This is a genomic window from Hyphomonas sp. KY3 (assembly GCF_017309975.1).
Classification (GTDB): domain Bacteria; phylum Pseudomonadota; class Alphaproteobacteria; order Caulobacterales; family Hyphomonadaceae; genus Hyphomonas.
Map to the genome: position 1 here is coordinate 3,304,010 of NZ_CP022271.1, position 26,033 is coordinate 3,330,042.

The window sequence follows — 26,033 nt, forward strand, 5'->3', positions numbered from 1 at the left end:
GCAGTCGCCAAGCCTAGTCATCATCCGAGACATAATCCAGCGGTGGCATGCGGGGTTCGCTCGGCGCAGTGGCAGTGGCGAGATCATCCTCCTCTTCGGGTGACGGCAGCGCCATGACTCGGCCGGCCTCGAGTTCGCGTCCGAAGGATTCATAACGTGGATGGACAAGGTCTCCGACATCGCCAAACGTGTAGACGAGCCGGCTCCAATTGCGCTGCGAGAAGTCGAACGCCATACCTTTCGGATCCAGATCCGACCAGTCCGGCTCGCGCGACGCGGAAACGGCCATGCGGCCCCAGCGTTCGGCTTCAGACGTATCACCATAGCCTTTCAAGGCGCGCTCCATCAGCAAGCAAAGCCGTGCCGTCGGATTCTCTTCGACTAGCAAGGCAAGCGCCTTGATCGCACCTGTCCAGTCGGCAGAATCCATAGCCAGTTCGGCCTCCAGGATACGGCTTTCGCGATGAGTGGGGTTCGTATTAATCAGGGCCTTGAGGCGTGCTGAAACATTCTCCGGTGTGTCCTGAGGAACAAGGCGACGAGACAATTGTGCCAACGCCGGATGTGGCCGCGCCTTCCAGCCCGTTTCCAACACGCCTTGCGCTGATTTTGCCTTGCCATCGGTCATCAGCTGGCGTGCGCCATGCCAAGCCGCAGGAGAGAATGCCGGTGCAGATCGCATGGCTTCGGCGAGTTCTTTCTGGGCTTCCAGTTTGCGGTCATGCGGCAAGCCAGCGGCGCGCGCCGTGTGCAATACCGCCCGGCGACGGCGTAAACTATCGCCCTTGATGAGACCGCGCTTCTCACCGATCGAGAGCGTTTCCAGCGCCCTCGTCCACTCCCCTCGCGCGACCTGCAAATCGAACAGCGAGTTGAACGGCCAATCGGCCGAGGATTTTATGCCCAGCGCGTCTCGCGCCCGGGACTCCGCCGTCTGCTGGTCACCGCGCTCAGCCGCAGCCGATGCTGATCCGCGCAGGCCCGCCAGCTGCCCGCCCGGCAGGCGTGTCAACTGGCCCCAAGCGCGCTCAGCGCCAGCCCAGTCGTCATTGGCTTCGGCGGCACGGGCTTCGAGCAGCAATTGCAATCGTTCGTCGTCCGCATGCTTCCCGGCCTTGCGAGCCAGTTTCAGCGCGGTATTGGCATCGCCGGCTTCGGCAGCAAGCAAGCCTTCTGTCAGCGCAGAATTGGCCTTACGCGTGCGCGATACCTGGCGGGACTTTCCGATCTTTCCGGGCAGAATGAACAGGCCGCTCAGGATCCACCAGGCAAAGGCGATCACGCCGCCGAGCAACAGCATGAGAAACGCGGCCAGACCCGACTGGATCGAGATCTCCTGCTCGCCATACGGAACAGTCACCGCACCCGGCAGTGACAATGCCCACCAGGCAAAAGAAGCCGCCACTGCAAACAGCAGCAAGATTACGACAAACAGGACAATCCGATTCATGGGGGCTTATTGTTTCCCTTCAAGGAGGCGTTGTTGCAAGGCTTCCAGCGCCGCTTCCAAAGTGATGCGCCGGTTTGCCTGCGCGGTCCAGTCGGCCATAGCTCTGGCGGGCTCGCCTTCAAGTCGGCTTATCATTTCGACCGTCTCTTCGAGGTCGCCGATTGCCAGCGCTTCACTGGCCTTGGCAAGAATGGCATCCGGTTCGCTGTCCCCGCCGTCCAGCCGCCGCACACTGACAGCGTCCCCAAAAGCGCGATTGAGCCAGGACAGTCCCTCTTCCGACGTGTCCGGAATGGCCGCTTCTGCTTTCAATCGCGCGACATCGAAAGAAGCCTGGAGCTCTGCAACCGTCGGCGCCCCCTCCGCGGATATGGACGCCAGCTGTCGAACCGAAGAATCGTCCGGTAGTTGCGACCTGAGCATGCGCAGTTCCGGCGCAAAACCTCCGCCTTTTCGGGAGGCAGCCTCTATTGCGGACACCGCACGGGCCATGTCGGCCGTTTGGGACGCTGCTTCGGCTGCCCCGCGCGCAGCGGCCTCATCCTGACGCATACCCGCAATCAGGCCCGCCATCTGTTCGGCGTCGCGGCTGTTCGAGAGCTTGGCTTCACTCAAATCGTCGCGCAGTTCGGCCAGTTTGGTTTCAACCTCGATCACCCGTTCGATCTGGACGCCGCTCGGTGCCGCTTCCAATTGCTCAACTGATCGGGCGAGCCTTTCCATCCGAGACTCAAGGCTGGCAACAGCGCGGGAGACATCTTCCGGACTGACTTCACCTGTCGTGTCGATAGACTCAAGCGCAACGACGCGCTGCTGAAGCTCATCAAGTGCGCTTGTATCTATTGTAGCTGCGGACCCGGTTTCGCGCTGGGCCAGCGCTTCGACCTCGGTTGCGAGGGCAGAGATGCTCGCACTCAATCCGTCCTGCTCGCGGATCGTCCGGGCCAGCCGGATGGAGACTTCTTCCTGACCTGACTCCATGTCCGTCAGGCGCGAATCCACCATGCCGGGATTGGTCGGATTGTTTGCGAGGTATCGTGAACCGACCATGCCGAGAATACCGCCAAGACCGGCCGCAAACAGGGACAAAACGAGTGCACCCAGCCAGCCTGGCCCCGCAGAAACGCCACCGCGTCCCCGTGCGCCTTCTTCAGGGGCAGGTTCGAAATCAGCATCAATCGGCTCAGATGAGTCGATATGGTCGTCTTCCGGTGTCGAATCTTCGGTCATCAATCACATTTCCCTTCAGACGGGAGTTCGAGCCACAATCGCATATAGTTCGGCAGCGATCAAAGCTCTTTGCAAGCCATCAACAAAGCCTCCATGAGCGCGTCCTCATTGGGCCTGGCAGCAGATATAAGTGCCCGCGCCTGCAAAGACTTTAACGGGGCTGCGGCGGCCTCCGAAATTGCGACGCAGATATTGGTCACCATTGGTATACTTTCAGATAGGGCCGCAAAAACATGCGCAGCCTTGGCTGAATGAACCAGAACAACCGCACCCGAACCGGAGCGGAGTGTCTGAACCGCATCCGCTTGTAGCGCTGATGCGGGAACCGTCTCATAAAGTGCCAGAAATCGGGCATCGCATTTGGCAGCGGACAGTTGCGCTACCAGGTTTCCGGCTGCCGCCGAATTCGCAATATGAAGAAAGCCGTCTTCTGTGCATTCCGAAGACAGGATCAAGCGGGCGAGTTCATCAGAATTTCCGTCTCCCCGTACAATTCTCTTGAAGCCTGCTGCTTCAGCCGCATCCGCCGTCGCGGGCCCTACACACCACGTAGTCAGATCAGCGAGGTGCTCCGTGATACCTCCGACAGCTTCCACGAAGAACCGAACGCCATTCGCGCTCGTGAAGACCAAATTGTAGATGCCCGACAAGTCCAGAATGGGCGCTTCGAGCGCTTTCAACTCGAGCATGGGAGACCGAATGGCATGAAAATCCATATCCATCAGCCGTGTCACGGTCTCGGAGGCACCGGGCTCCGCACGGGTCACGATGACCGGTGGCTTCACCATGCGCTGCCGAAGGCTGGCAGTTCACCGCCCGCCGCATCGCGGATGTCAGCGGCAAGCCTGGCCCCCAGATCCGTCATCTGCTGGAATGCGGACGCCTTGGCACACGATCCGCTGGCAGACCAAGTCTGCTTGCCGTCCAGCGACAGAACTTCGCCCTTCACAAACCAGGTGTCGCCCTTGTCAAACGTGTGCGCCGCAATCGGCGTGCGGCAACTGCCGTCGAGTGCTGCAAGGAAAGCCCGTTCGATATGGGCAGCGGACTCGGTCGGCTCATGGTTCATCTTCTTGAACGCCTCTGCAGCATCTTCAGCCAGAGTTTCCCGCGCTACAACGCCGACGATCCCCTGCCCGGCGGCTGGCAGCATGTCTTCCAGCGGGATCGGGTGCGCCAAATGCGCCATGCCGAGGCGCGTCAGCCCGGCCATGGCGAGATAGGTCGCGTCTGCGAGCCCCTCTTCCAACTTGCGCATACGGGTCGCAACATTGCCGCGGAACGTCACGATCTCGACGTCGGGGCGCAGCGCCAAAGTCTGCGCTTCCCGGCGTAGGGAGGCGGTGCCCACACGTGCACCCTGCTTCAATTCGTTCAGACTGGTTGCATGTGGTGACAGAAAACCTTCGCGCGGATCTTCCCGATCCGGGAACGCCACAAAACGCTGCCCCTCAGGCAAGACAGACGGCACGTCTTTCAGACTGTGCACGGTCACGTCCACCTCCCCTCGGTCGAGCGCCGCATCGAGTTCGCGCGTAAACAGACCCTTGCCGCCCGCATCAATCAGACGCTCAGTTGTCAGCTGGTCTCCGGACGTCGTGAAGGTAACGATCTCGCCGCGCCATGCACCGCCGGAGTGAATTTCCAGCGCCGCCGCCACCTGCCGGGCCTGTACGAGCGCGAGCGGCGAGCCGCGCGTGCCAATGCGCAGCACACGCTGGTCGCGGTGGGACGTGTCGTCGGGAGAAATACGTGGATCAGTCATCCCCCTCCCCTAACGCCCTCAAGCGGACTTGCCAATTGACACAGCGCCGCGGAAAGGAATACCAAGTCTTATCGTTTTTCGAGAATAATTTTCTGGAGTCTCTCATGATCAAGCAAACCGCCACCGCGATTGCCCTTGCGCTTGCGCTGACCGCCTGTGGCCAGCCCACCCCCGCCGCCGAACCTGAAAAGGCACCAGTGACGGCAGAAGAAATGGCAGCCAATGGCGAACGCCTGAATGCGTGGTTTGACGCAAAATACGAAGAAGAACTGCAATTCAGCCCGATTGGACTGACTTTCCTGGGCCGCAAGGACAAGAATGACCAGATCGATTGCTTTACCCTTGAGTGCCACGAAGAGCAACTGGCATGGCGCGTTGCAGCCACCGAAGAAATGGAAAACGAGTTCGACTATGATGCGCTCTCACCAGCAGACCGTATCTCCTATGATATCTGGAAGTACCAGACCGAGCAGGAAGTCGCCGGCGAAGAATATCTCTATAATGGCTATATCTTCGACCAGATGAACGGCCCACAGGGCTTCATGCCCACCTTCCTGATCAATTTCCACAATGTGGAATCGGTCGAAGACTTCGATGCCCTCGTCAACCGGATCAGCGAAACTGGTCGCGCCATGAATGAGGCGATCCTGATAGCAAGGGAATCTGCTTCACGCGGCGTCCATGCCCCGAAATTTGCCTATGAAGGCGTGATCGACCAGTCGAAGAAGGTCATCACAGGTGCGCCGTTCACCGAAGGCGAAGACAGCGCGCTTTACGCCGACGTCAAATCCGAGATCGCGAAACTTTCAGAAGCCGGTGAACTGACCGAGGAAGAGGCTGATGCGAAGCTGGAACAGGCCCGCATCGCGCTGGTCGATAACTTCCAGCCTGCGTACGAGGCCATTATCGCTTTCGCTGAAGAAGACATGGCCAATTCGCCGGATCCGGACAGCCCGGTCGGCGCGGACACCCAGCCCAACGGCAAGGACTATTACAACCACCTGCTGGCCACGCAGACCACGACCGACCTGACAGCCGACGAAATCCACGAGATCGGCCTCGCCGAAGTGGCGCGCATCCATGAAGAAATGGAGGCCATCAAGCAGGAAGTAGGCTTCGAAGGCACGCTGCAGGAATTCTTCACCATGCTGCGCGATTCCAAGGATGATGAACGCTTCTACTATCCGAATACGGATGAGGGACGTCAGGCCTATATTGACGACGCGACCCGCGACATCGAAAACATCAAGGCGAACCTGCCGGAATTCTTCGGCATCCTGCCGAAGGCCAACCTTGTCGTGAAGCGCGTTGAGCCGTTCCGCGAACAGGACGGAGCTGCCCAGCACTACTATCCGGGAACGCCGGATGGATCGCGGTCAGGAACCTATTACGCTCACCTGTCCGACATGACCGCGATGCCGAAACGCGAACTGGAAGTGATCGCGTATCATGAAGGCATTCCGGGCCACCACATGCAGATCTCGATTGCTCAGGAGCTGGAAGGCGTACCGCAGTTCCGCACCCAGGCCGGCTTCACCGCTTACATCGAAGGCTGGGCGCTGTATTCCGAATGGCTGGCCACGGAATTCCCGGATACTTATGAAGATCCGTATTCCAATTTCGGTCGCCTCGGCTCCGAAATCTGGCGGGCAATCCGTCTTGTTGTCGACACCGGTATCCACTCCAAGGGCTGGACCGAGGAAGAGGCCGTTCAGTACTTCCTGAACAATACGGCCATCACCGAGATGCAGGCGCGCTCCGAGATCCAGCGTTACATCGTGATGCCGGGTCAGGCGACCAGCTACAAGATCGGCATGATGAAGATCCAGCAGCTGCGCAAGAAGGCTGAAGACGAGCTTGGCGACAAGTTCGACATCCGCGCCTTCCACGACACGGTTCTGGGCGGCGGCGCTCTGCCGCTGGAAATCCTCGAACGCCGCATCGACCAGTGGATCGAGGAAGTAAAAGCGGCCTGATCCAGTCTGCGAGCTTAGCGCCCTTCCGGGCGACGCGAGGGCAGGGCTTGCTTGAGGCAGGCCCTGCCCTACGCTTTTCAGGAAGGGAGAAAATGCTATGAACCTCGATTTCAGCCCGGAAACTGAAACCTTTCGGCAGACCGTCCGCACCTTCTTTGAAACGGATTTTCCGAAGGACATTCTTGAGAAAAACCGCGCAGGTCACGCGCTGACAACAGCAGAGGTCCGAAAGTCGGAAATGGCGCTCGGCGCGAAAGGCTGGCTCGCCTCGGCATGGCCCGAAGAATATGGAGGCCCCGGCTGGTCCGTCGAGGAACAATACGTCTTTGATGAAGAATTGGAGCGCGCTGGCGTACCAACCGTAACGCCTATGGGCGTCGTCTATGTCGGGCCTGTACTCTACACATTCGGGTCGGACGCTCAGAAGGAAAAATGGCTTCCTGGCATCCGCGACGGCTCGGTCGGCTGGGCACAGGGCTATTCAGAGCCGGGATCAGGATCAGACCTCGCATCGCTCCAGTTCAGCGCCGTGCTGGAAAACGGGACCTATACGCTGAATGGCCACAAGATCTGGACCTCGGCCGCCCAGCATGCCGACTGGATCTTCCTGCTAACGCGCACCTCCAATGAGGGGAAGAAGCAGGAAGGGATTACCTTCATCTGTTGCCCCATTGATGCGCCCGGCGTGACGGTGAAGCCGATCATCACGATTGATGGCAAGCATGTGCTGAACGAAGTTTTCTTCGACAATGTCACCGTGCCGGAAGAGTTTCGCATCGGCGAAGAGGGTAAGGGCTGGACCTATTCGCAGTACCTGCTCGGGTTTGAGCGCACCTCCTATGCTCGCATCGGCGGCAAACGGGCCATGTTGCGCCATGTGCGCGAGATCGCTCGCTCCTTGCCTGAGAGCGGCAATTACCGCCTGATCGATGATCCGGGCTTTGCGCAAAAGCTGACCCAAGCAGAAATGGCGGTGGATGGCCTGGAGATGACTGTCTTCCGCATCCTCTCCGCGCTCTCCGCAGGCGGATCACCGGGCGATGCCGCATCCACAGTAAAAATCCTGGCAACCACGACCCACCAGCAGATTACCGAACTGATGCTGGATGCCGTCGGCCATTTCGGACAGCCCTTCGGCAAGGCCGGCGACCTTCCAGCCACCCTGCCCCCCTATGCCGCGCCGGATGTGGCGACGTATTTCGGAGGGCGCGCCCAATCGATTTATGGCGGCACCAACGAGATTCAGCGCAACATCATCGCAAAGAAGGTGCTGGGTCTCTAGCGCCCGTCTGATCAGAAATCGTAGGCAATACCCTTGCGTTCCCAATCGCCATACCGGGTTGGCTCGATCTTGCGAGGGCCGCCACGCTCGTTCTCCGGCAGCTTAGAGACGTCCTCAGCCATCTCGATTCGACGCGCATCTGCTTCTTCCAGCGCGCGACGCGCCTCTGGTGTCAGGGTCTCGCGACGCGCAATTTCGGCCGCATCAGGAAAGTCCGGTGTGCTCATCTGCACTCCCCATTTCGTTAACAATCCCCATATAGGTTTCTGGGGAATTTAAACATCCCCCGACTGAAACCACTGGAGACGTGTCACCCATGGGTACCGCAAAAACCTTCATGTTACTGGCTGCGCTAACCGCGCTGTTCATGGCGGTCGGCTATCTGATCGGCGGTGTTCTCGGCATGGCAATCGCCTTTGTCGCTGCCGCTGGCATGAACGTATTTTCATGGTGGAATGCCGACAAGATTGTCCTGCGCATGCAGGGTGCCAAAGAGGTCACGCCGGAGACCTCCTCCCCCATGCTGCGCACATTTGCGGGTGATGTGGCCCGCATGGCAGAACGCGCTGGCCTGCCTGCACCGCGCGTCTACATTATTGAAACACCGCAACCGAATGCCTTTGCGACCGGGCGCAATCCCGAAAACGCCGCCGTCGCCGCGACCTCTGGCCTGCTCGGCTCGCTGACCCGCGAGGAAGTCGCAGGCGTTATGGCGCACGAACTGGCGCATGTGCAGAACCGCGACACGCTGACCATGACCGTTACCGCAACAATTGCGGGTGCGATCGGCATGTTGGCAAATTTCGCGCTGTTCTTTGGCCGCGAGCGGGCGGGCCTCATCGGCTCTCTCGCAATCATGATCTTCGCGCCGATGGCGGCCGCCCTTGTGCAGATGGCCATCAGCCGATCACGGGAATACGAGGCCGACAAGCGAGGCGCAGAGATTTGTGGCAATCCGCTCTGGTTGGCCTCCGCGCTTCAGAAGATTGAACGCGGTGCCCGCGCCTCGGTCAACATGGCGGCCGAGCGCAACCCCGCCATGGCGCACATGTACATCGCCAATCCCCTCAATGGACGCGGCGCCGACAATCTGTTCTCAACCCATCCGGCAACCGCGAACCGGATCGAAGCCTTGCGCCGCATGGCAGCCGAGATGGGCGTCAGCTCCGAGACTGCGGATGCACCGCGTCGCCAAGCCGGACCGTGGGGCTGATCATGGAGTCAGACTCATGAGCGGCGCCCTGGCACGGCGCGCCGCAGCCGAATTGCTCATGCTGGCGCTGGAAAGCCGCCGCACGCTGGACGAGGCGATGCTCAAATCTGACAGCTTCAACGAGCTGGAAGGGCCCGATCGGGGCTTTGCCCGACTGATGGCGAGCGCCGCCCTGCGTGAACTTGGCCGCATTGATGCGGGTCTCTCACCCCTGCTGTCGCGACCACTCAACGCCACCAGCCCTGCCATTCGCGCCCTATTGCGCATTGGCGTGGTACAGCTGTGGCGGCTGGAAACACCGCCTCATGCCGCTGTGTCGGAGACGGTTGAAGCGGCCAAGGGCTGGCCGGATGCGCGTTCGGGAGGCAGTTTTCTCAACGCCGTGTTACGGCGCGCAGCCGACACACCGCCTGACCTTGATGCAATGCCCGCGAGCCTGATCTGGCCGGATTGGCTGGCCAGCCGTTTCGCGAATGATCTTGGCGCCGATGGCGCAGAGCAACTCGCCGCGCACCAACTGCACGAACCGCCTATCTTCCTGTCCGCAAAATCCGGTCCGGCTCAGGTTGCTGAGGTCACCGGCGGCGACCTGCTGCCAACCGGTTCCATCCGGCTGAACAGCGCGAATATCGAGGCCCTGCCCGGGTTTGAAGCAGGCGGCTGGTGGGTTCAGGACGCCGCCGCTGCCCTACCCGCAAAACTGCTCAATGTGACCGGGACCGATCAGGTCGTGGATTTGTGCGCGGCGCCAGGCGGCAAGACACTTCAACTGGCGGCCACCGGTGCGAAAGTGACCGCCGTCGATCGGTCCAGGCCGAGATTGGAGCGCCTCAGGGAAAACCTTGCGCGAACGGGCTTGTCTGCGGACATCGTTGCGGCCAATGCCGATGAATGGCGCCCGGAGATTCCGGTGAACAAATTGCTGCTGGATGCCCCTTGCTCCGCATTGGGCATCTTGAGACGTCATCCAGAGGGCGCATGGATCAAGCGAGAGGAAGAAATTGATCGCTTTCCAGCAGCGCAGACGCGCCTCCTGACAGCCGCCGCCGACATGGTCACTTCGGGCGGCATCGTCATCTATTGCGTCTGCACCCCGCTTGACTCCGAAGGGCGCAATATCGTCGATCAGGCGATTACGGCGGAGCTTTATTCACGTCAGCCTGTATCCGAAGCAGAAATTCCCGGTTTCGAGCATTGCCTGACGCCAGAGGGCGATCTGCTGACCCTGCCGCAAGACGGCGCGGGGCATGATGCCTTCTACATTGCGCGCCTGCAGCGGATTTGATCGATTTCAATCCGCGCATGGTTTTCAAGCGGTAAACAGACTTGCCACAAAAAGGTCTCGCAGAGTTCATCTGCCATTCAGGGCGAACTGTGCAATGATAACCCATCTAATGTGCAGGGAGCACTCAACATGATTACCGAATTTTCTCCCCGGAAAGTTGCTGTGGGCGCATTTGCTGCCCTCGCTTTGGCACTCACCGGATGTGCAAGCAATTATGGCGCTGGAACAGCCACGCCAGGTGCGGTCGGTCAGGCTTCTACCGTTTATACCGGTACAGTGACTTCGGTGCGTGCCGTAACGATCCAATCTGACCGGTCCCTGATTGGTACCGCAACAGGCGCCGTGTTGGGTGGTCTGGCAGGCTCCGAGCTTGGTGGCGGCGACAAGGCCCAGACTGCGGGAGCCATTGGTGGCGCCGTCATCGGCGGCATCGCCGGTAACGCAGCTGGCAAGGCTGTCGGCAAGCAACAGGGTTATGCCTACATTGTCCGTTTCTCGACGGGTGACGTGAAGGAAATCATTCAGGGCGCGGATGTCTATATCGCGCCAGGTACACCGGTCGATATCATTGCCGGGGCTGATGGTTGGAAACTGGTTCCGGCCGGCGGCTACTAGGCCCAATCTCTACACTTTCGGACAGCCGGCCACCTTGTGTGGCCGGCTGTTCCAGCTTAGGGATTGCGCATGCGCGACGTGTTGATTTCTCCCTCGATTCTCTCTGCAGATTTCTCTCGCCTCGGTGAAGAGATTGCCGCAATAGACCATGCTGGCGCAGACATGATCCATATCGACGTCATGGATGGGCATTTCGTGCCAAACCTGACCTTTGGCCCTCCGGTGATCGAAAAGCTCCGCAAATGCACGGACAAGCCGTTCGATGTGCACCTGATGATCGCCCCCGTGGACCCGTTCATAGCTGCCTTTGCGAAGGCTGGCGCAAACATCCTCACGGTTCATCCGGAAGCCGGACCACATATCCATCGTACGATTCAGGCGATTCGCGCTGCCGGTATGAAGCCAGGAATTGCCTTAAATCCGGGCACACCCGCCAGTATCGTGGAGCCCATACTGGACGATATCGACCTGATCCTGGTGATGTCAGTCAATCCCGGTTTCGGCGGTCAGACCTTTATCGACAGCCAGTTACGCAAGGTCGAACAGTTGCGACGGATGATCGACTCAACCGGCAGAGATATCATCCTGGAAATCGATGGCGGCCTGAATCCGGAGACTGCTCCAAAAGCCATCGCCGCGGGAGTTAGTGCAATTGTTGCCGGGTCAGCCGTTTTCAAGGGCGGCGGGTCGGCCTATGCTGACAACATCAGGTCGCTCAGACCAAATCTAAAAGTATAGTTCTTGACGGAATGGACGGTGGACGTGGGAGGCGGAGATAGCGAAATCCTTGCTGACCGCACGAGAACCGGCGCAGATGACGCCGCTCTCTGGCGCAGGTTTCGTGGAGCTTGTGGCGATGATGCCAAAGTCGGTGTCCTGCAGCGGCTGAAGCTGTCTGGGCCAATTCCTGATGCTTTTTCCCATCATCTGACCCCAATTGTGCCGACGGATGACCGGCGCGGCGAAGCCCTGATGCAGGACATATGGCGCATCGGCATGGAGCGTCTGACCCTCGCGCCGGGCCAACCGCCATGGTCGACTCCCCTTCCCTCCAAACACTTCGCGGATCGGCTGCATCGGTTTTCATGGCTGCCTGATCTGTTTGATCAGGGCGACCTTGGGGCAGAACGTGCCAGACGCTTTGTCGACGACTGGATCGAATCCCATGGAAGCTTCAATGGGTTCTCCTGGAGGCTGGCGCCTACCAGCGTGAGGTGTTGGAACTGGATGTTGTGCGGCGCGGCTCTTTTCGAATCAGGCTCCGCAGATGCCCAACGAACCCGCTCGGAATGCCTGGTTCGGCAAATCCGCTATCTTTCTGAACAAATCGACGCGGCAACCGATCCCAAAGCGCGCTGGTACGGTGCGGTCACAATCGTTGCAGGAGCATTGTGCATAGACCGCGCAATGAGCCTGGAGACCGCCCTCGCCAGACTGGACGCAGAATGCACGGCGCAAATCCTTCCCGATGGTGGGCATGTAAGCCGCAGCCCGTCGCGAAACCTCCGCGCTCTTGTGCATCTTCTGACGCTTCGGGACCTGTTCCGACGCGCTGGCCACCCGGAACCGGAATTCTTGGAGAAATGGGTTTCGCGCATGGGTGCAATGGTCGCCTTTTTTCGAGCCGGCGACGGCGCGCTCAGCCCGTTCAATGATAGCGACGAGGCGAGACCGGAAGTTGTCGAGGCGGCGCTCGCCCATTTGTCCGCTCCACCCCGCCGGTTCACTTTCGCGCCCAAATCCGGCTTTCAGAAGCTTGAAAAAAATAGTCTTCGGCTGATCCTCGATTGTGGCGAAGCGCCCGAGCGCCCCTTCAGCAATTTTGCCCATGCAGGCGCGCTTGGATTCGAGCTTTCGGACGGACCAAGCCGTCTTGTTACCTCTTGCGGTTATAGCGCCGAGGTGAATGTGGACTGGCAAGCCGCCGTGCGGCGCACGGGGGCCCACTCCACACTGATCCTGGCTGGTCGGGACTCATCCACATTCTCATTGAATGACGAATCACGTCTTCTTTCCGCCCATGGACCGGAAGGTATTTCAGCCAAACGCTTGGAAGAAGGCGACGAGATATGGCTCGATGCGCAGCATGGCGGATACAAGGCACCGTGTGGATTGCTGCATCGTCGCCGCCTTTTCATGTCGGGCGATGGCCAGCGATTGACGGGCGAGGACTCCCTTGTGAGACCAGTCTCTCAGCCGCCGTCGGATGACCGGAAGTTCATTGGCTTTGAAATTCGCTTTCACCTACATCCTACGGTCACAGCCATCATGGGCCGAGATGCCATTCGTTTGGTGTGCGATGACGGTACGGTCTGGAAGTTCAAGACAAGCCATGAAGGTGCGCGCCTTGAACGTACAGTTTATCTTGCGCGCGGTGTGGTTGAAAGACCCGAGCAAATCGTTATGGCTGGTTTTGCAGATCCTAACGGGGACGGACAACAGCCGCCGAATTGTATTCGCTGGGCATTTCTGAAGGAAAGATCCGCATGACGCCAAAACAGGCCGCTCGACGCGCTATGACGCTGACCCTCGGGTTCGACATCAGCATCGCGATCATTGCCATGGCGTTTTCCGGATTGCTTGTCTGGTCGTCCGAGGCGCCCCGCGCTGACTTGCCCTTCAATTCGATCGCCATCAGCACCGCCTTCTTCGCTGCAGCCGTCGCACTATCTTTCCTCGTGCTTGGCATCCAAAAGCAGGTCTGGCGTCATATGGGCTGGCCGGATGCGGTGCGGATTTTCCAGGGGGTTTGTCTTGCAGCCCTGATCTACTTGCCGGTCATGCTCATGTTGAACGGGTTGCTGGCCACGCCCTTCGCCACATTGAGCGTTGCGCTCATATTGTGGACGCTTGGCCTGTTTGCCGGACGCATGTTCGCCCTCTCCCGCACGACACACGAGCCGTTTCAAATCTTCAGCCCGGTCGCCAAGAACGGTCAGCCGGTTCTTCTCGTTGGTGATTCGCAGAGCTGTGTTCAGGTCATTCGCCGCATCCAGTCATCGGCCCAGAGCAGCAAGATTCGTCTGCTCGGTCTGGTCGACGTGGAGGCGACCGAGCCCGGCCGCGCCATTCGCGGCATTCCGATTCTTGGCTCTCTCGACGAATTGGGTGACCTGATTGAAGTGTTGACGGTGCGCTACAAACAAACGCCATGGGTGGCTGTGACGGGCGCTGCGCGTAAACGCGAGACGACGATCCGCGTACTTGAGACCGCTTCTAACCATGGCGCCGAAATCATGGCGCTGAATCGGGATGAAACAGCCCAAGTGCTGGAGCCCGTTCGCCCGTCCGACTTGCTGTCGCGCCCGGAACGCCATCTCTGCATTGAGCCGGTCCGCGCTCTTGTGAGCAATGCGAACGTCCTGGTGTCAGGTGGTGGCGGAACGATCGGCTCGGAGCTTACACGCCAAGTTGCTCGGCTCGAACCCGCGTCGATTACCGTGTTCGATGCCTCAGAATTCAATCTCTACTCAATCGACATGGAATTGGCGGGCATCCTGCCCCCCAACCGGCACACGGCCCGACTGGGCGATGTTCGCGATATGAACCGTGTCCGCGACGTGTTCACGCGCGCAAAGCCGGATGTCGTCATCCACGCGGCGGCGCTGAAGCATGTTCCCTTGATGGAACGTAACATTTGCGAAGCCATCCTGACCAATGTGTCGGGCGCAGTGAACGCGGCCAAAGCCGCGGCGGCTGTCGGCGCGAAGAGCTTTGTCTTTATCTCCACGGACAAAGCGGTCGATCCGGACAATGTCATGGGCGCCACCAAACGCCTGGCCGAGATGGCCGTATCTCGGGTTGCAGCGCAAACCGGCATGGCCGCCTCTATTGTTCGCTTCGGAAATGTCCTTGGCTCATCAGGATCAGTGGTTCCCTTGTTCGAGCGCCAGATCGCGGCGGGCGGCCCCGTCACTCTGACTGATCCCGGCGTGACGCGATACTTCATGACCGTCGAGGAAGCCTCTTCGCTCGTCCTTCAATCGGCCGCACTTCAGGATCGCACATCAGAAACCGGCCTATACGTACTGGATATGGGCGAACCCATGCCGATCCTGCAATTGGCCGAAACCATGATCCGTATGAAGGGCCTGGTTCCAGGGGTCGACATCAAGATCACCACGACCGGCCTGCGCGATGGCGAAAAGATGCATGAGGTGCTGACCTATGAGCATGAAGCCGTGGTCTCCACCAAAGTGGACGGCATCTGGCAGGTCGAAAACCTGCATGCGCCTTCCGAGCTTTTTGAAAAGCGGCTCGGGGAGTTGATTGAGGCGGCATCCCGGCGCGAACGCTCTGAAGCCCTCCGCCTGTTGGGCGTTCTCGTTCCGGAATATGCCAGCGAGCGAGCCGAAAAGGCGCGACGCTGGAGCGCTTGACCCACGCCGCGGTCATGATACGCCCCGCGGCACAAGCATTCAGCCTGCGCCAAAGGAATTCTCAACATGACAGATGCCGCCACCCGCGGAGCTCCCGTTCGCATTCGCCGCGCCCTGCTTTCCGTGTCCGACAAGACCGGACTGGTGGAACAAGCTCAAAAGCTTGCCGCCAAGGGGGTCGAACTGGTCTCCACCGGCGGCACATCGAAACTTCTGAAAGAAGCCGGCTTGGATGTGAAAGATGTTGCCGACCTGACAGGCTTTCCGGAAATGATGGACGGCCGGGTCAAGACGCTTCACCCGGCGGTGCATGGCGGTCTGCTCTATCTGCGCGACAATCCCTCCCACGTGAAAGATGCCGAAACACACGGCATTGGCGCGATCGACCTGATTTATGTAAATCTCTATCCGTTTGAGGCGACGGTTGCCTCTGGCGCAGACTTCGACACTTGCATCGAGAACATCGATATCGGTGGTCCGGCTATGCTGCGTGCGGCGGCAAAAAATGGTGCCTTCGTCGCCGTCTGCACCGATGGCTTTGATGTCGACGCAGTGCTTGCTGAAATGGAGACAAATGATGGCCATGTCAGCGTCAGCCTCTGCCGCAAGTTGGCCGCGAAAACTTATGCCCGCACAGCGGCCTATGATTCCGCAATTTCCAATTGGTATGCAGACCAACTTGGCGAGACCGCTCCAGACTGGGCCAGCCTTGGGGGCAAGCTTCAGCAATCGCTGCGCTATGGCGAAAACCCGCACCAGAATGCCGCCTTCTACGTGACCGGCGAGAAACGTCCCGGCGTGGCAACTGCAAAACAGCTGCAAGGCAAGGAACTGTCCTACAACAACATCAATGACACAGATGCCGCCTATGAACTGATTGGCGAACTGGGTGATGAGATCCCTGCGGTCGCCATAATCAAGCACGCCAATCCATGCGGCGTTGCGCAAGGCCGGAGCATCATCGAAGCCTATCGTTCGGCACTGGCATGTGACTCGACTTCTGCCTTTGGCGGGATCGTCGCACTGAACCGCCCGCTGGACGAAGCAACCGCTCAGGAAATTTCCCAGGTCTTCACAGAAGTCGTCATAGCACCGGGAGCAGATGCAGCCGCTGAAGCAGTGTTTGCCAAAAAGAAAAACCTCCGCCTCCTGATTACGGAAGGCCTGCCGGACCCCGCTTCGGCTGGCCGGTTCGTCAAGACGGTCTCCGGTGGCTTTCTGATGCAGGATCGTGACTTTGGCCGCATCGGCAAGGCAGACCTGAAGGTCGTGACCAAGAAAGTCCCAACCGAGCAGGAATTGAATGACATGCTGTTCGCCTGGCGCGTCGCCAAGCATGTGAAGTCCAACACCATCATCTACGCCAAAGACGGTGCAACTGTGGGCATTGGCGCAGGACAGATGAGCCGGATTGACTCCGCACGCATTGCCGCGCGCAAAGCAGAGGACGCCGCAGACATCGCAGGCTGGCCTGAGCCAAAGACCAAAGGGTGCGTTGCCGCATCCGACGCATTCTTTCCGTTCCCAGACGGGCTGCTTCAGGCCGCTTCAGCGGGCGCAACAGCCGTCATTCAGCCGGGCGGTTCGATCCGCGACGATGAAGTCATCGCCGCCGCCGACGAGGCTGGCCTCGCCATGGTCTTTACTGGCATGCGCCACTTCCGCCACTAGAGAAAGGTCCAAGATGAAGCGTCCCCTACTCGCAAGCCTTGTCGTTCTGGCTCTGGCAGCCGCCTGCGGCCAGCCAGCAAAACAGGATTCGGACGCAGAATTCATGTCTCGATTGACGACCCTGTGCGGGCAGGCATTTGAAGGCAAGATTGTTAGTGACGATTCGGAAGATGATGAGTGGCGCACAGAGCGTATTGTTATGCATGTTCGGGATTGTTCTCCACAGGAAGTCCGTATTCCGCTTCATGTCGGCGATGACCGCTCCCGTGTCTGGGTACTCCACAATGATGGACCCCACCTGGCCTTGCACCATGCGCACACGCATGAGGATGGCAGCCCCGATGCAATCACATGGTATGGCGGCGCAGGTAATGACCAAGCCAGCGCCAGCCGAATGGCCTTTCCGGCGGATGACGCCACGAAAGCCCTGTTCGATTCTGAAGGTATTCCTCAGTCCAAAGACAACACCTGGGCGATCGAGGTGCGTCCGTCAGACAATTTGTTCGCTTATGAGATGAAGCGCCCGAAACGCTTTTTCCGAATCGAGTTCGATACTTCACAACCCGTTGCGCCACCTCCTGCGCCTTGGGGCAGTGAATAAGGATTCAGAGACGGAAGCTGCCCTCGATCACTGTTACTGCACGACCGACAAGCTTGGCGCGATCGCCTTCAAGACGCGTATCGATCTTTGCGCCCCGGCCCGGATAGGCTTGGTAGCAAGACATCTCGTCCAGACCAAATCGCTCGCTCATGACCCGCGCCAGCATCGTATGCCAACTACCTGTTGCAGGGTCTTCATCGATTCCGCTTCCCGGCGCGAAGAAGCGGCTGGTGACGGCGACACCATCCCCGCCAGCGGCAAAGCACCCGAAATTCCCACGATCCCAGCCTTCACCCGGCGCGCCAAGATCCTTTAGCGCCTTCAGGTTCGGTTTGAGCGCACGTACGTCCTCCGGTGTTTCAAACCGAGCCGCATAGAACATGCCGCCCCATGCCTGAACAGGGCGCGTGCCAAGCGCATCCGCTACCTCATCCGTTACCGGAATTTCTTGAATGGGGGCCGATGGAAAGTCCATTTCCAATCGTCCATCTTTCAAACGCCGAACATGCAGGCGGCCGGACTTCATCGTGTCGAACGCAATTGCCTCACCGGTGTACCCAAGCTCCTGGTACAGCACATGTGCAGTTCCAAGAGTGGCGTGACCGCAAAGGGGAACCTCAACCGACGGCGTAAACCAGCGAAGCGTCCACACTCCCTCCCCCGCCGGAACGATATAGGCCGTCTCGGCGACGTTGTTTTCTGCCGCAATCGCCTGCAGGGTTTCATCCGGCAAGAATGTCTCCAGCGGCATGATGCACGCCTGGTTGCCTTCGAATGGCTTTGAAGCAAAGGCGTCAATTTGGTAGAACGGCAAAGTCGGCATGACAGAGTCTCCAATCAGGACGACTGAATGCCACGGGACGCGTACTTGGAAAAACGATGATTTCTGAACGGTCGTTGAGGCGGTCTATTCCTCGTCAAGTACCCAACCATGATGAACCGGACCATGGCCGGTCCCGAACCCCTTGGCCGCGCGAATCGCTTTCAGCAAGTATTCCCGGGCCTGTTCAACCGAGTCCGGAACACTTTTTCCTTGTGCCAGAAGCGCGGCAATGGCCGACGCCAGTGTGCAACCCGTTCCATGGGTCGAACTCGTCTCGATCCTGCGGCTTTCAAACACCCATTCGCCCGTCGTCGTCTGCAACACATCCGTGATGACATCTCCGCCAATATGCCCGCCTTTGACCAGCGCGCCATTCGCACCAAGCTCCAGCAGAGCCTCGGCCGCACGGCGCTGGCCACTGACCGAGTCCACCGCCTTCCCGGTCAATACTTCCGCCTCGGGGGCGTTGGGCGTTACAAGGCGCGCGTTCGGGACAAGTTCGGACCGGATCGCCTCCACCGCCTTTGCGTCAACCAACCGATCACCCGATGTCGCCACCATGACAGGGTCGATGACACGCGGGACCAATTGAGCACGCTCCGACAACAGTTCCGCGACCGCCTCGACCAAAGGGGCGGACCCCAGCATACCAGTCTTGATTGCGTCGGCGCCGATGTCAGCAAGCGTGACCCGCATCTGCCCGATCACGCTCTCAAGGGGCACTGGCCACACGCCATGTACGCCGCGCGTATCTTGCGCTGTGATGGCGGTGATGGCGGTCATCGCAAAACCGCCAAGCATGGTGACTGCCTTGATATCAGCCTGAATACCCGCACCACCGCCGGAATCAGATCCGGCGATGATGAGGACGCGGCCCTGAGGGCCGTCTGGCATTGCCATGTCGATCAGACCTTAATGCCGGCCTTCGCTGCGTCAGCCAGGAAGGTTTCCAGACCCTTGTCGGTCAACGGATGCTTGACGAGGCCCTTGATAACAGATGGCGGCATGGTCGCCACATCTGCGCCAGCCAGTGCCGACAGTTTGACGTGATTGGCTGTCCGGATCGACGCAGCAAGAATTTCCGTATCGAACAGGTAATTGTCATAGATCTGGCGAATATCAGTGATCAGCTCCATGCCGTCGACATTGATGTCGTCGAGACGTCCGATGAAAGGCGAGATGAATGTTGCGCCGGCTTTGGCCGCCAACAGCGCCTGATTGGCCGAGAAGCAAAGCGTGACGTTGACCATCGTGCCGTCATCCGACAGCGTCCGGCAGGCCTTCAGGCCTTCCAGCGTCAGCGGAAGCTTTACGGCAACGTTGTCAGCGATCTTCGCCAGTTTACGGCCTTCAGAGATCATCCCGTCATAGTCGGTCGCAACAACTTCCGCGCTGACCGGGCCGGGTACGATCTCGCAGATTTCCTTGACGACATCCGCGAATGGGCGGCCCGACTTCGCGATGAGTGACGGGTTGGTGGTAACCCCGTCAATCAGTCCGGTCGCCGCCAGTTCAGCAATATCGCCAGTGTCTGCGGTATCTACGAAGAATTTCATGTTCAGGATCCTGTTTGCCTAAGCGCCTCAGATAGACGGGCGACCGATGGATGTATACTTGAAACCACGAGCCGCCATGTCGTCCGGTGAATAGATGTTCCGGAGGTCTACCACAATGTTTGTGCTGAGGGCTTCCTTGATTCTTTCAAAATCCAATGCGCGGAATTGGTCCCATTCGGTGATAATCACCATCGCGTCGGCATCCTGAACGGCGTCATACGCGCTCTTTGCGAATTCGATATCGCTCAGCAGATGCGCTGCTTCATCCATAGCTTCCGGATCATAGGCCCGGATCTTGGCGCCGGCCGCTTGCAGAGCCGGAATGATATCCAGGCTTGGCGCGTCGCGCATGTCATCCGTGTTTTGTTTGAACGCGAGGCCCAGCACACCAATTGTCTTGCCTTTCACGTCGCCGCCCATGGCCGCAATGACCTTTTCAGCCATTGCCTTCTTGCGCGCCGCGTTCACCTCAACCACCGTATCGACGATGCGAACGGGAGAATTATGGTCATTGGCCGTCTTGGTCAGCGCCAGCGTGTCTTTCGGGAAACAGGACCCCCCATAGCCGGGACCGGCATTCAGGAATTTCTTGCCAATTCGACCATCCAGGCCAATGCCGCGAGAGACCTCCTGAACGTTCGCGCCGACTTTTTCGCAGAGATCCGCCATCTCATTGATGAAGGTGATCTTCACAGCGAGGAAGGCGTTGGCGGCGTATTTGATCAGTTCAGATGTACGCCGGGCCGTAAACAGAATCGGCGTCTCATTCAGGAAGAGTGGACGATAGAGTTCCTGCATGACTTCACGGGCACGGTCATCATCGGTTCCAACAACCACACGGTCGGGAATCTTGAAGTCCTTGATCGCCGCGCCTTCACGCAGGAATTCAGGATTGGAGACGACAGCAAATTCGCCATCAGGGCGCTTCTTGCGGATGATTTCCTCAACTTCGTCGCCCGTGCCGACCGGAACAGTCGATTTGGTGACGATCACGGTGAAGCCATCCATGAGTTCGGCGATCTCTTCAGCCGCCGCGTAGACATAGGACAGGTCCGCATGTCCATCGCCGCGCCGTGAGGGCGTGCCGACCGCAATGAAGACGGCGTCGGCATCGCGGATCGCATCCTTGGCTTCGGTCGTGAAGAACAGGCGCTCTTCCTTGACGTTCTTCTCAACCAGGCTGTCGAGCCCGGGCTCGAAAATCGGCATGATGCCGGCTTCCAGCTTTTCAATCTTGGATGCATCCTTGTCGACGCATGTTACAACGTGCCCAAAATCGGCAAAACAGGCTCCGCTGACAAGGCCGACATAGCCCGTTCCAATCATCGCAACGCGCATGAAAAATCCTCACAAGATACTAGTGTCTTCGCGGCAGGGGGTGCGATTTTTATGCCAGTTGGTCAAGGGGCTGAGTGTGCCATTCTGGCCAGTTCACCAGAGGGCACTTCACACCCGGCCCACGCGGGATGCTGCGAGACATTCTGCCCGGTTAAAATGGATCAGGCCCGCTCCGGGCGATACAGGCCTGATCATGTTCTAAAGAGTTTCCCTTGGCAGAAAGGGATCAGATTTCCTGATTATATGCTCCGACTTCCGGGTGCTTGCCGAGGCGCGGCTTGATTTCCTTGTGGAAGAGATCGCGCATATCATCGGCGCTCGTCATGGATTCAACCACCACAACCAGTTCCGGCTTGTTGGAGGACGCACGTATAAGAACCCAGGACCCGTCTTCCAGTGTCACGCGGGCACCATTGACAGTATTCACATCAATGACTTTCCGACCAAGAATTTCGGTGCCATTCAGGCCTTCATATTCTGCGACCATCTTGTCGACGACGCCATATTTGGTTTCATCATCGCAATGCGGTGACATGGTGAGTGAAGTATAGGCAACGCCCAGCTCCCCCTTCATATCGGCCATTGTCTTGCTCGGATTGCGATCCAGCATTTCGAGAATGGCCTTCGCCGCAACCAGCCCATCATCATAACCAAGCCCAATTGGAGGCTGGAAGAAGAAGTGACCGGACTTTTCAAAACCTGCCAGCGCGCCCAACTCATTGGTGCGGCGCTTGATGTAGGAATGGCCGGTCTTGTAGTAATCGACCGTCGCACCATTTTCCTTCAGCACAGGATCGGTCTTGTAGAGGCCTGTTGACTTCACATCGACGACGAAAGTCGCGTCCTTGTAGAGTTTCGACAAATCGCGCGCCAACATCAGGCCGATCTTGTCCGCGAAGATTTCCTCGCCTGTATTGTCCACAACACCACAGCGGTCGCCATCACCATCAAAACCGAGCGCGACATCTGCGCCAAGATCTTTCACGGCCTTCGACATTTCATGCAGCATTTCTGCATCTTCCGGGTTGGGATTATATTTCGGGAACGTGTTGTCGAGGTTGCAGTCCATCTCGACAACTTCTGCGCCCATCATACGCAACGCATCCGGCGCAAACGCGCCCGCAGTGCCATTGCCACACGCCGCAATCACCTTGATCGGACGACTAAGCTTCGTATCGCCAACGACTGCCTTGATATACTTGTCCCGCAAATCATCGACCCGGAAATGACCGCCGCCCGCGCGGGGCTGAAACTCGCCTCCCATGACGATCTCTTTCAGGCGGCCCATCTCAACTGGTCCGAATGTTAGCGGCTTGTCGGCCCCCATCTTGACCCCGGTCCAGCCATTTTCGTTGTGGCTCGCTGTCACCATGGCACAGCAGGCTGCATCCAGCTCGAACTGTGCCCAATAGACCATTGGCGAAAGCGCGAGGCCCACATCCAGTACTTCACAGCCGCCTTGCACCATGCCGAGGATGAGCGCGTTCTTGATCGGCTGACTGATCGAGCGGAAATCATGCCCGGTCACCACTTTGGGCTCGACCCCCAATTCATGGAACAGCGTTGCCATGCCGAGGCCCAGCGCCTGAACACCGGTGAAATTCAGTTCCGGTGCCTTCTCCTTACCGATTCCGTTGAACCACCAACGCGCATCATATTCGCGAAAGCCTGTTGGCTTCACCAGCGGCAGAATCTCGAATTCCAGCGTGTTTGGCTTAATGTCAGCCAGCGGTTTGGGCATCATATGCGTACGTCTCCGAAGATTTTGTGCGTCCCTACAACACGAATGTGTCACTTCGACAAAGAGTATGCAGGTTTCGCGCCACAGGGGAAACCTGCGAGTTTCAAGGGCGGATTCCCCCTGCCCCCGCTCAGGACTGAGTCAGGAACCGGGCGATCCAGCTTCCCAAACGCTGATTGTCGAGCGGTTGTTCCAGCGACCCGATCGCCATGTCGACAGCGTTTGCGGCCAGCGGACGACCCTTTCGGATCGTGTAGAGCGCGGCCGAATAGTCAGCATCAAACTCCGGGTGGCACTGGAAGGATATCGCGGGCGTCTTGCCATACTCTATCGCCGCAAAAGGCGTGAAATCTGACCGCGCCAGCACGCTGGCACCCGGCGGCAATTCAACGACCTGATCCTGATGGCTGACCGGCACGGAAATCGTTGCCGGGCAATCGCCCCCCATCCAGTCGGGACATGCTTTCACATCATAGGAATGCCGACCGATCCCCCAACCCTTGGGAGATTTGATGACCTTTCCGCCCAATGCTTCTGCCATGACCTGATGACCGAAACAGATACCGACCTGTGGCACGCTGGCTGAGGCCGCATCCCGGATGAACTGCATCAGCGGCGCGATCCAGTCATAGTCATCATACACGCCCGCAGGAGAGCCTGTGATGAGGATCGCCTCCAGCCCGGCGATATCAGGTAAAGGCTCTCCCTGAATGACGGACACGGTTTCATACTCGATATCCGGGTCTGCGGCAGATATCAGGTTCCGGAACATCTCCGGATAATCCGCAAAATCCGCCCGAATGGGTTCAGGCACGAGCCCGGTCTCGATAATGGTGAGTTTCATGAAGGCTCAGTTTGGCAAGACGTTGGGAGCCGAGGGACTGATTTGTTGGGTATCAATCCAGTCATCAATGCGCACATCCAGCACATCGAGGGGTACAGCGCCTTCTGCAAGCGCCGCATCATGAAATGCGCGTAGATCGAAATCCTCACCCAGTTCAAGTTCCGCCTTGGCCCGCAGCTCCCGGAATTTGAGCTCGCCCACCTTGTAGGCAACTGCCTGCCCCGGCCAGCCGATATAGCGTGTCACCTCCGTCTGGATGTTCAGCGGGGCGAGCGCGGAATTCTCAATGAAACACGCTTCGGCTTGTGACCGTGTCCAGCCATACCAGTGCAGGCCCGTATCCGCGACAAGCCGGCAAGCCCGCCACATCTCATAGGATAGAGCGCCAAAGCGCTCATAAGGTGTGCGATAAATGCCCGCTTCACCCGCAATCCGCTCAGCGTATAGCCCCCAGCCTTCACCGAAGGCTGTCGCATAATAGTTCTTCCGGAAGTCCGGCTGGTCCGACATTTCCTGGGCCAGCGCAATCTGAAGATGATGGCCGGGAACGGCCTCGTGCGCAGACAAGGCGGGCAATTCATAAAGGGGTCTTTGGTCGAGGGCATAGGTATTCACAAGGTAAATACCGAGGCGACCCTCCTCCGGATCGCCCGATACATAACGGCCGGTCGTATAGCCCGGCGCGATCGAATCTGGCACAGGCTGGACCTCAAATTCCAGCTCCGGAAGCGTCCCGAAATAGTCCGGCAAACTGGCGCGCAAGCGTGAGGAGATTTCTTCGGCAGCCTCCATCAACTCATCGGCAGACTGGGCATAGAATTGCGGATCAGTCCTCAGATAGGTCAGGAAGTCCTCAAAGCTGCCTTCAAAGCCGATTTCTGCGATGATTTGTTCCATCTCGGACCGGATCCGCGCGACTTCCGACTGGCCAAGAAGATGGATCTCTTCCGGACTGTAGCCTGCCCCGGCCGTGTAGTGCTCAACCGCCGCAGCATAAACCTCGCGTCCATTCTCGAGATCTGCGATTCCTGCACCCTGACGCAGATACGGCCGATACTCGATTTCAAGGAAGCGCAGGACATCCAGATAGGCGGAAATGGCACGAGCGGTCGCCCGAAGGCCTTCCGCCCTGAGACGCGCAGCGATTTCGGGGTCGATGTCTTCCGGCAGAGCCTTGAACGGCGCGTACAGGCCGCTTTCAGACGCATCGTCCATGATCTGTTCCCGGATCTGGTCGATCACGGTTTCAAGGGGATCCCGGTTGGCGGTCCACCCGGTTTCGATCCCGCGCCTCATATTCTCGATATTCTCGGCGAAATAGCGTGGCACGTCGTTCAGGCGTGCAATCCAGGCCTCGGCGGATTCCACGCTGTCGATATCTGTCCGCATCGCGGCAAAGACAGGTTCGGCCTGAAAACCCCAGTCACCCGTGAACGGGATGCGGGCCGAATCAGTCTCCGCCCAGTTGATGTCCGATTTCAACAGGCGAATCAGGATCGCCTGATCGATGACATGTTCGGTTTCAGCTTTTTGCACATCTTTCAGAAGGGCCCGCGCGGCGTCCGTTTGGGCCGCAATAGAGGCCGGCCGAACATCCGCCCAGCGATCTGGCGCGCGATTCTCTTCCCGTGCTGCATCTTCAGGACTGACGGCGTCCACATAAGACTCATAGGCTGGAATCAGCGCGTCGAGCGGATCTGCAGCAGCTCCCTGTGCCAGCACAGCTGTGAGCGCCCCTGCGGCAAGTGCAAAAAGAAAAGGTTTCATATTGTCGCTCCCTAGCCCTGTGGCGTTGACAGGACCATAGAGAAACCTAGAACCCAAGCCAAAGCGTTCATTGCAGGCAAGCAAGGTCATCCCTCATGGCAAGCACTTCCCGGGCAGATCCTCGCCCATTGTCGCCACATCTCCAGATCTGGCGTTTCCACATTACGATGGCCGCGTCCATCACCCATCGAATTACCGGCACAGCCCTGTATTTCGGAAGCTTCCTTATCACCGCCTGGATCGTCGCGCTCGCAACCAATGCCGAATGGTATAGTGTGATCGAAAGCGTCATCTCAGCCTGGTATGGTCAGGTCATCCTGTTCCTGTGGGCTGTCGCGGTACTCTATCATTTCGCGAATGGCATCCGTCACCTGCTCTGGGATGGGCCGCATATCGGATTTGACCCCAAAACAGCCAGCACCGTGTCGGTGTTTATCTATCTTTTCGCCGTTATTGGCGCTGCGGCCATCTTCGCCGCAACGACTTGGCTTTAGGGG

23 protein-coding genes are annotated in these 26,033 nt (G+C 58.8%); 11 read left to right on the forward strand and 12 right to left on the reverse strand.

The window, feature by feature from the left end:
• Positions 1-13: 13 nt before the first annotated feature.
• The 4 genes from CFA77_RS15860 to hemC are packed head-to-tail and all read right to left on the reverse strand — an operon-like array spanning position 14 to position 4,445.
• Positions 14-1,450 (reverse strand): heme biosynthesis protein HemY, encoded by a 1,437-nt coding sequence (locus CFA77_RS15860; protein ID WP_206991519.1) that lies wholly within the window; start codon positions 1,448-1,450, stop codon positions 14-16.
• Between the two features lie 6 nt (positions 1,451-1,456).
• Complete coding sequence (locus tag CFA77_RS15865; protein WP_206991520.1) at positions 1,457-2,680, reverse strand: COG4223 family protein; 1,224 nt, start codon at positions 2,678-2,680, stop codon at positions 1,457-1,459.
• 59 nt (positions 2,681-2,739) lie between these two features.
• A complete protein-coding gene (locus tag CFA77_RS15870) occupies positions 2,740-3,468 on the reverse strand; it encodes a uroporphyrinogen-III synthase (protein ID WP_206991521.1) in 729 nt (242 codons plus the stop codon).
• Positions 3,462-4,445, reverse strand: a complete 984-nt coding sequence (hemC, locus tag CFA77_RS15875; protein ID WP_206991522.1) for a hydroxymethylbilane synthase — start codon at positions 4,443-4,445, stop codon at positions 3,462-3,464. The genes CFA77_RS15870 and hemC overlap by 7 nt, the downstream gene beginning before the upstream one ends.
• 104 nt (positions 4,446-4,549) lie before the next feature.
• On the opposite strand from hemC, the gene CFA77_RS15880 reads away from it, so the two are divergent.
• Both CFA77_RS15880 and CFA77_RS15885 read left to right on the forward strand, forming a co-directional pair.
• Complete coding sequence (locus tag CFA77_RS15880; RefSeq protein ID WP_206991523.1) at positions 4,550-6,421, forward strand: DUF885 family protein; 1,872 nt, start codon at positions 4,550-4,552, stop codon at positions 6,419-6,421.
• A gap of 97 nt (positions 6,422-6,518) precedes the next feature.
• Complete coding sequence (locus tag CFA77_RS15885; RefSeq protein ID WP_034814835.1) at positions 6,519-7,703, forward strand: acyl-CoA dehydrogenase family protein; 1,185 nt, start codon at positions 6,519-6,521, stop codon at positions 7,701-7,703.
• A gap of 11 nt (positions 7,704-7,714) precedes the next feature.
• On the opposite strand, the gene CFA77_RS15890 is transcribed toward CFA77_RS15885, so the two are convergent.
• Positions 7,715-7,930, reverse strand: a complete 216-nt coding sequence (locus CFA77_RS15890) for a DUF1674 domain-containing protein (RefSeq protein ID WP_206991524.1) — start codon at positions 7,928-7,930, stop codon at positions 7,715-7,717.
• A gap of 89 nt (positions 7,931-8,019) precedes the next feature.
• Between CFA77_RS15890 and htpX the strand changes: the two genes are divergently transcribed.
• The 8 genes from htpX (at position 8,020) to CFA77_RS15930 (ending at position 17,467) form a co-directional block, all read left to right on the forward strand.
• Positions 8,020-8,916 (forward strand): zinc metalloprotease HtpX, encoded by an 897-nt coding sequence (gene htpX / locus CFA77_RS15895; RefSeq protein WP_206991525.1) that lies wholly within the window; start codon positions 8,020-8,022, stop codon positions 8,914-8,916.
• A gap of 16 nt (positions 8,917-8,932) precedes the next feature.
• Positions 8,933-10,201 carry an RsmB/NOP family class I SAM-dependent RNA methyltransferase gene (locus tag CFA77_RS15900; protein WP_206991526.1) on the forward strand — a complete coding sequence of 423 codons (1,269 nt, stop codon included), beginning with the start codon at positions 8,933-8,935 and terminating at the stop codon, positions 10,199-10,201.
• Between the two features lie 129 nt (positions 10,202-10,330).
• The gene (locus CFA77_RS15905; protein WP_051607800.1) at positions 10,331-10,816 is read left to right on the forward strand and encodes a glycine zipper 2TM domain-containing protein; all 486 of its coding nucleotides are present in this window, start codon (positions 10,331-10,333) and stop codon (positions 10,814-10,816) included.
• Between the two features lie 69 nt (positions 10,817-10,885).
• The gene (gene rpe, locus CFA77_RS15910) at positions 10,886-11,554 is read left to right on the forward strand and encodes a ribulose-phosphate 3-epimerase (protein ID WP_034814829.1); all 669 of its coding nucleotides are present in this window, start codon (positions 10,886-10,888) and stop codon (positions 11,552-11,554) included.
• Between the two features lie 3 nt (positions 11,555-11,557).
• Positions 11,558-13,306 (forward strand): heparinase II/III family protein, encoded by a 1,749-nt coding sequence (locus tag CFA77_RS15915; RefSeq protein ID WP_242517416.1) that lies wholly within the window; start codon positions 11,558-11,560, stop codon positions 13,304-13,306.
• Positions 13,303-15,195, forward strand: coding sequence for a polysaccharide biosynthesis protein (locus CFA77_RS15920; RefSeq protein ID WP_206991527.1), 1,893 nt, complete (start codon positions 13,303-13,305; stop codon positions 15,193-15,195). The genes CFA77_RS15915 and CFA77_RS15920 overlap by 4 nt, the downstream gene beginning before the upstream one ends.
• 66 nt (positions 15,196-15,261) lie before the next feature.
• Positions 15,262-16,866, forward strand: a complete 1,605-nt coding sequence (purH, locus tag CFA77_RS15925) for a bifunctional phosphoribosylaminoimidazolecarboxamide formyltransferase/IMP cyclohydrolase (protein WP_242517417.1) — start codon at positions 15,262-15,264, stop codon at positions 16,864-16,866.
• 13 nt (positions 16,867-16,879) lie between these two features.
• Complete coding sequence (locus CFA77_RS15930) at positions 16,880-17,467, forward strand: hypothetical protein (RefSeq protein ID WP_206991528.1); 588 nt, start codon at positions 16,880-16,882, stop codon at positions 17,465-17,467.
• Positions 17,468-17,471: 4 nt separating this feature from the next.
• Here CFA77_RS15930 and CFA77_RS15935 read toward each other — a convergent pair whose 3' ends face one another.
• The 7 genes from CFA77_RS15935 to CFA77_RS15965 form a co-directional block, all read right to left on the reverse strand.
• A complete protein-coding gene (locus CFA77_RS15935; RefSeq protein WP_206991529.1) occupies positions 17,472-18,290 on the reverse strand; it encodes a PhzF family phenazine biosynthesis protein in 819 nt (272 codons plus the stop codon).
• 84 nt (positions 18,291-18,374) lie between these two features.
• Positions 18,375-19,190, reverse strand: coding sequence for a bifunctional hydroxymethylpyrimidine kinase/phosphomethylpyrimidine kinase (gene thiD, locus CFA77_RS15940; protein WP_206991530.1), 816 nt, complete (start codon positions 19,188-19,190; stop codon positions 18,375-18,377).
• 5 nt (positions 19,191-19,195) lie between these two features.
• Positions 19,196-19,846 (reverse strand): fructose-6-phosphate aldolase, encoded by a 651-nt coding sequence (fsa, locus tag CFA77_RS15945; RefSeq protein WP_206991531.1) that lies wholly within the window; start codon positions 19,844-19,846, stop codon positions 19,196-19,198.
• 27 nt (positions 19,847-19,873) lie between these two features.
• On the reverse strand, positions 19,874-21,184 hold the full coding sequence (locus CFA77_RS15950; protein WP_206991532.1) for a UDP-glucose/GDP-mannose dehydrogenase family protein: 1,311 nt from the start codon (positions 21,182-21,184) through the stop codon (positions 19,874-19,876).
• A 226-nt stretch (positions 21,185-21,410) separates the two neighbouring features.
• The gene (locus tag CFA77_RS15955; RefSeq protein WP_371822994.1) at positions 21,411-22,925 is read right to left on the reverse strand and encodes a phosphomannomutase/phosphoglucomutase; all 1,515 of its coding nucleotides are present in this window, start codon (positions 22,923-22,925) and stop codon (positions 21,411-21,413) included.
• Between the two features lie 130 nt (positions 22,926-23,055).
• A complete protein-coding gene (locus CFA77_RS15960) occupies positions 23,056-23,769 on the reverse strand; it encodes a type 1 glutamine amidotransferase (RefSeq protein WP_206991534.1) in 714 nt (237 codons plus the stop codon).
• Between the two features lie 6 nt (positions 23,770-23,775).
• The gene (locus tag CFA77_RS15965) at positions 23,776-25,536 is read right to left on the reverse strand and encodes a DUF885 family protein (RefSeq protein ID WP_206991535.1); all 1,761 of its coding nucleotides are present in this window, start codon (positions 25,534-25,536) and stop codon (positions 23,776-23,778) included.
• A 95-nt stretch (positions 25,537-25,631) separates the two neighbouring features.
• Between CFA77_RS15965 and sdhC the strand changes: the two genes are divergently transcribed.
• The gene (sdhC, locus tag CFA77_RS15970) at positions 25,632-26,030 is read left to right on the forward strand and encodes a succinate dehydrogenase, cytochrome b556 subunit (RefSeq protein ID WP_206991536.1); all 399 of its coding nucleotides are present in this window, start codon (positions 25,632-25,634) and stop codon (positions 26,028-26,030) included.
• The last annotated feature ends 3 nt before the right edge of the window (positions 26,031-26,033 follow it).

Bases quoted from the DNA above. Each gene is read 5' to 3' on its own strand.
- CFA77_RS15965 (WP_206991535.1), bottom strand. From the start codon at position 25,536: ATGAAACCTTTTCTTTTTGCACTTGCCGCAGGGGCGCTCACAGCTGTG.
- CFA77_RS15860 (WP_206991519.1), bottom strand. From the start codon at position 1,450: ATGAATCGGATTGTCCTGTTTGTCGTAATCTTGCTGCTGTTTGCAGTG.
- hemC (WP_206991522.1), bottom strand. From the start codon at position 4,445: ATGACTGATCCACGTATTTCTCCCGACGACACGTCCCACCGCGACCAG.
- CFA77_RS15885 (WP_034814835.1), top strand. From the start codon at position 6,519: ATGAACCTCGATTTCAGCCCGGAAACTGAAACCTTTCGGCAGACCGTC.
- CFA77_RS15955 (WP_371822994.1), bottom strand. From the start codon at position 22,925: ATGCCCAAACCGCTGGCTGACATTAAGCCAAACACGCTGGAATTCGAG.
- CFA77_RS15870 (WP_206991521.1), bottom strand. From the start codon at position 3,468: ATGGTGAAGCCACCGGTCATCGTGACCCGTGCGGAGCCCGGTGCCTCC.
- CFA77_RS15890 (WP_206991524.1), bottom strand. From the start codon at position 7,930: ATGAGCACACCGGACTTTCCTGATGCGGCCGAAATTGCGCGTCGCGAG.
- fsa (WP_206991531.1), bottom strand. From the start codon at position 19,846: ATGAAATTCTTCGTAGATACCGCAGACACTGGCGATATTGCTGAACTG.
- rpe (WP_034814829.1), top strand. From the start codon at position 10,886: ATGCGCGACGTGTTGATTTCTCCCTCGATTCTCTCTGCAGATTTCTCT.
- sdhC (WP_206991536.1), top strand. From the start codon at position 25,632: ATGGCAAGCACTTCCCGGGCAGATCCTCGCCCATTGTCGCCACATCTC.
- CFA77_RS15880 (WP_206991523.1), top strand. From the start codon at position 4,550: ATGATCAAGCAAACCGCCACCGCGATTGCCCTTGCGCTTGCGCTGACC.
- CFA77_RS15920 (WP_206991527.1), top strand. From the start codon at position 13,303: ATGACGCCAAAACAGGCCGCTCGACGCGCTATGACGCTGACCCTCGGG.
- purH (WP_242517417.1), top strand. From the start codon at position 15,262: ATGACAGATGCCGCCACCCGCGGAGCTCCCGTTCGCATTCGCCGCGCC.
- CFA77_RS15950 (WP_206991532.1), bottom strand. From the start codon at position 21,184: ATGCGCGTTGCGATGATTGGAACGGGCTATGTCGGCCTTGTCAGCGGA.
- thiD (WP_206991530.1), bottom strand. From the start codon at position 19,190: ATGGCAATGCCAGACGGCCCTCAGGGCCGCGTCCTCATCATCGCCGGA.
- CFA77_RS15935 (WP_206991529.1), bottom strand. From the start codon at position 18,290: ATGCCGACTTTGCCGTTCTACCAAATTGACGCCTTTGCTTCAAAGCCA.
- CFA77_RS15930 (WP_206991528.1), top strand. From the start codon at position 16,880: ATGAAGCGTCCCCTACTCGCAAGCCTTGTCGTTCTGGCTCTGGCAGCC.
- CFA77_RS15905 (WP_051607800.1), top strand. From the start codon at position 10,331: ATGATTACCGAATTTTCTCCCCGGAAAGTTGCTGTGGGCGCATTTGCT.
- CFA77_RS15900 (WP_206991526.1), top strand. From the start codon at position 8,933: ATGAGCGGCGCCCTGGCACGGCGCGCCGCAGCCGAATTGCTCATGCTG.
- CFA77_RS15865 (WP_206991520.1), bottom strand. From the start codon at position 2,680: ATGACCGAAGATTCGACACCGGAAGACGACCATATCGACTCATCTGAG.
- CFA77_RS15960 (WP_206991534.1), bottom strand. From the start codon at position 23,769: ATGAAACTCACCATTATCGAGACCGGGCTCGTGCCTGAACCCATTCGG.
- htpX (WP_206991525.1), top strand. From the start codon at position 8,020: ATGGGTACCGCAAAAACCTTCATGTTACTGGCTGCGCTAACCGCGCTG.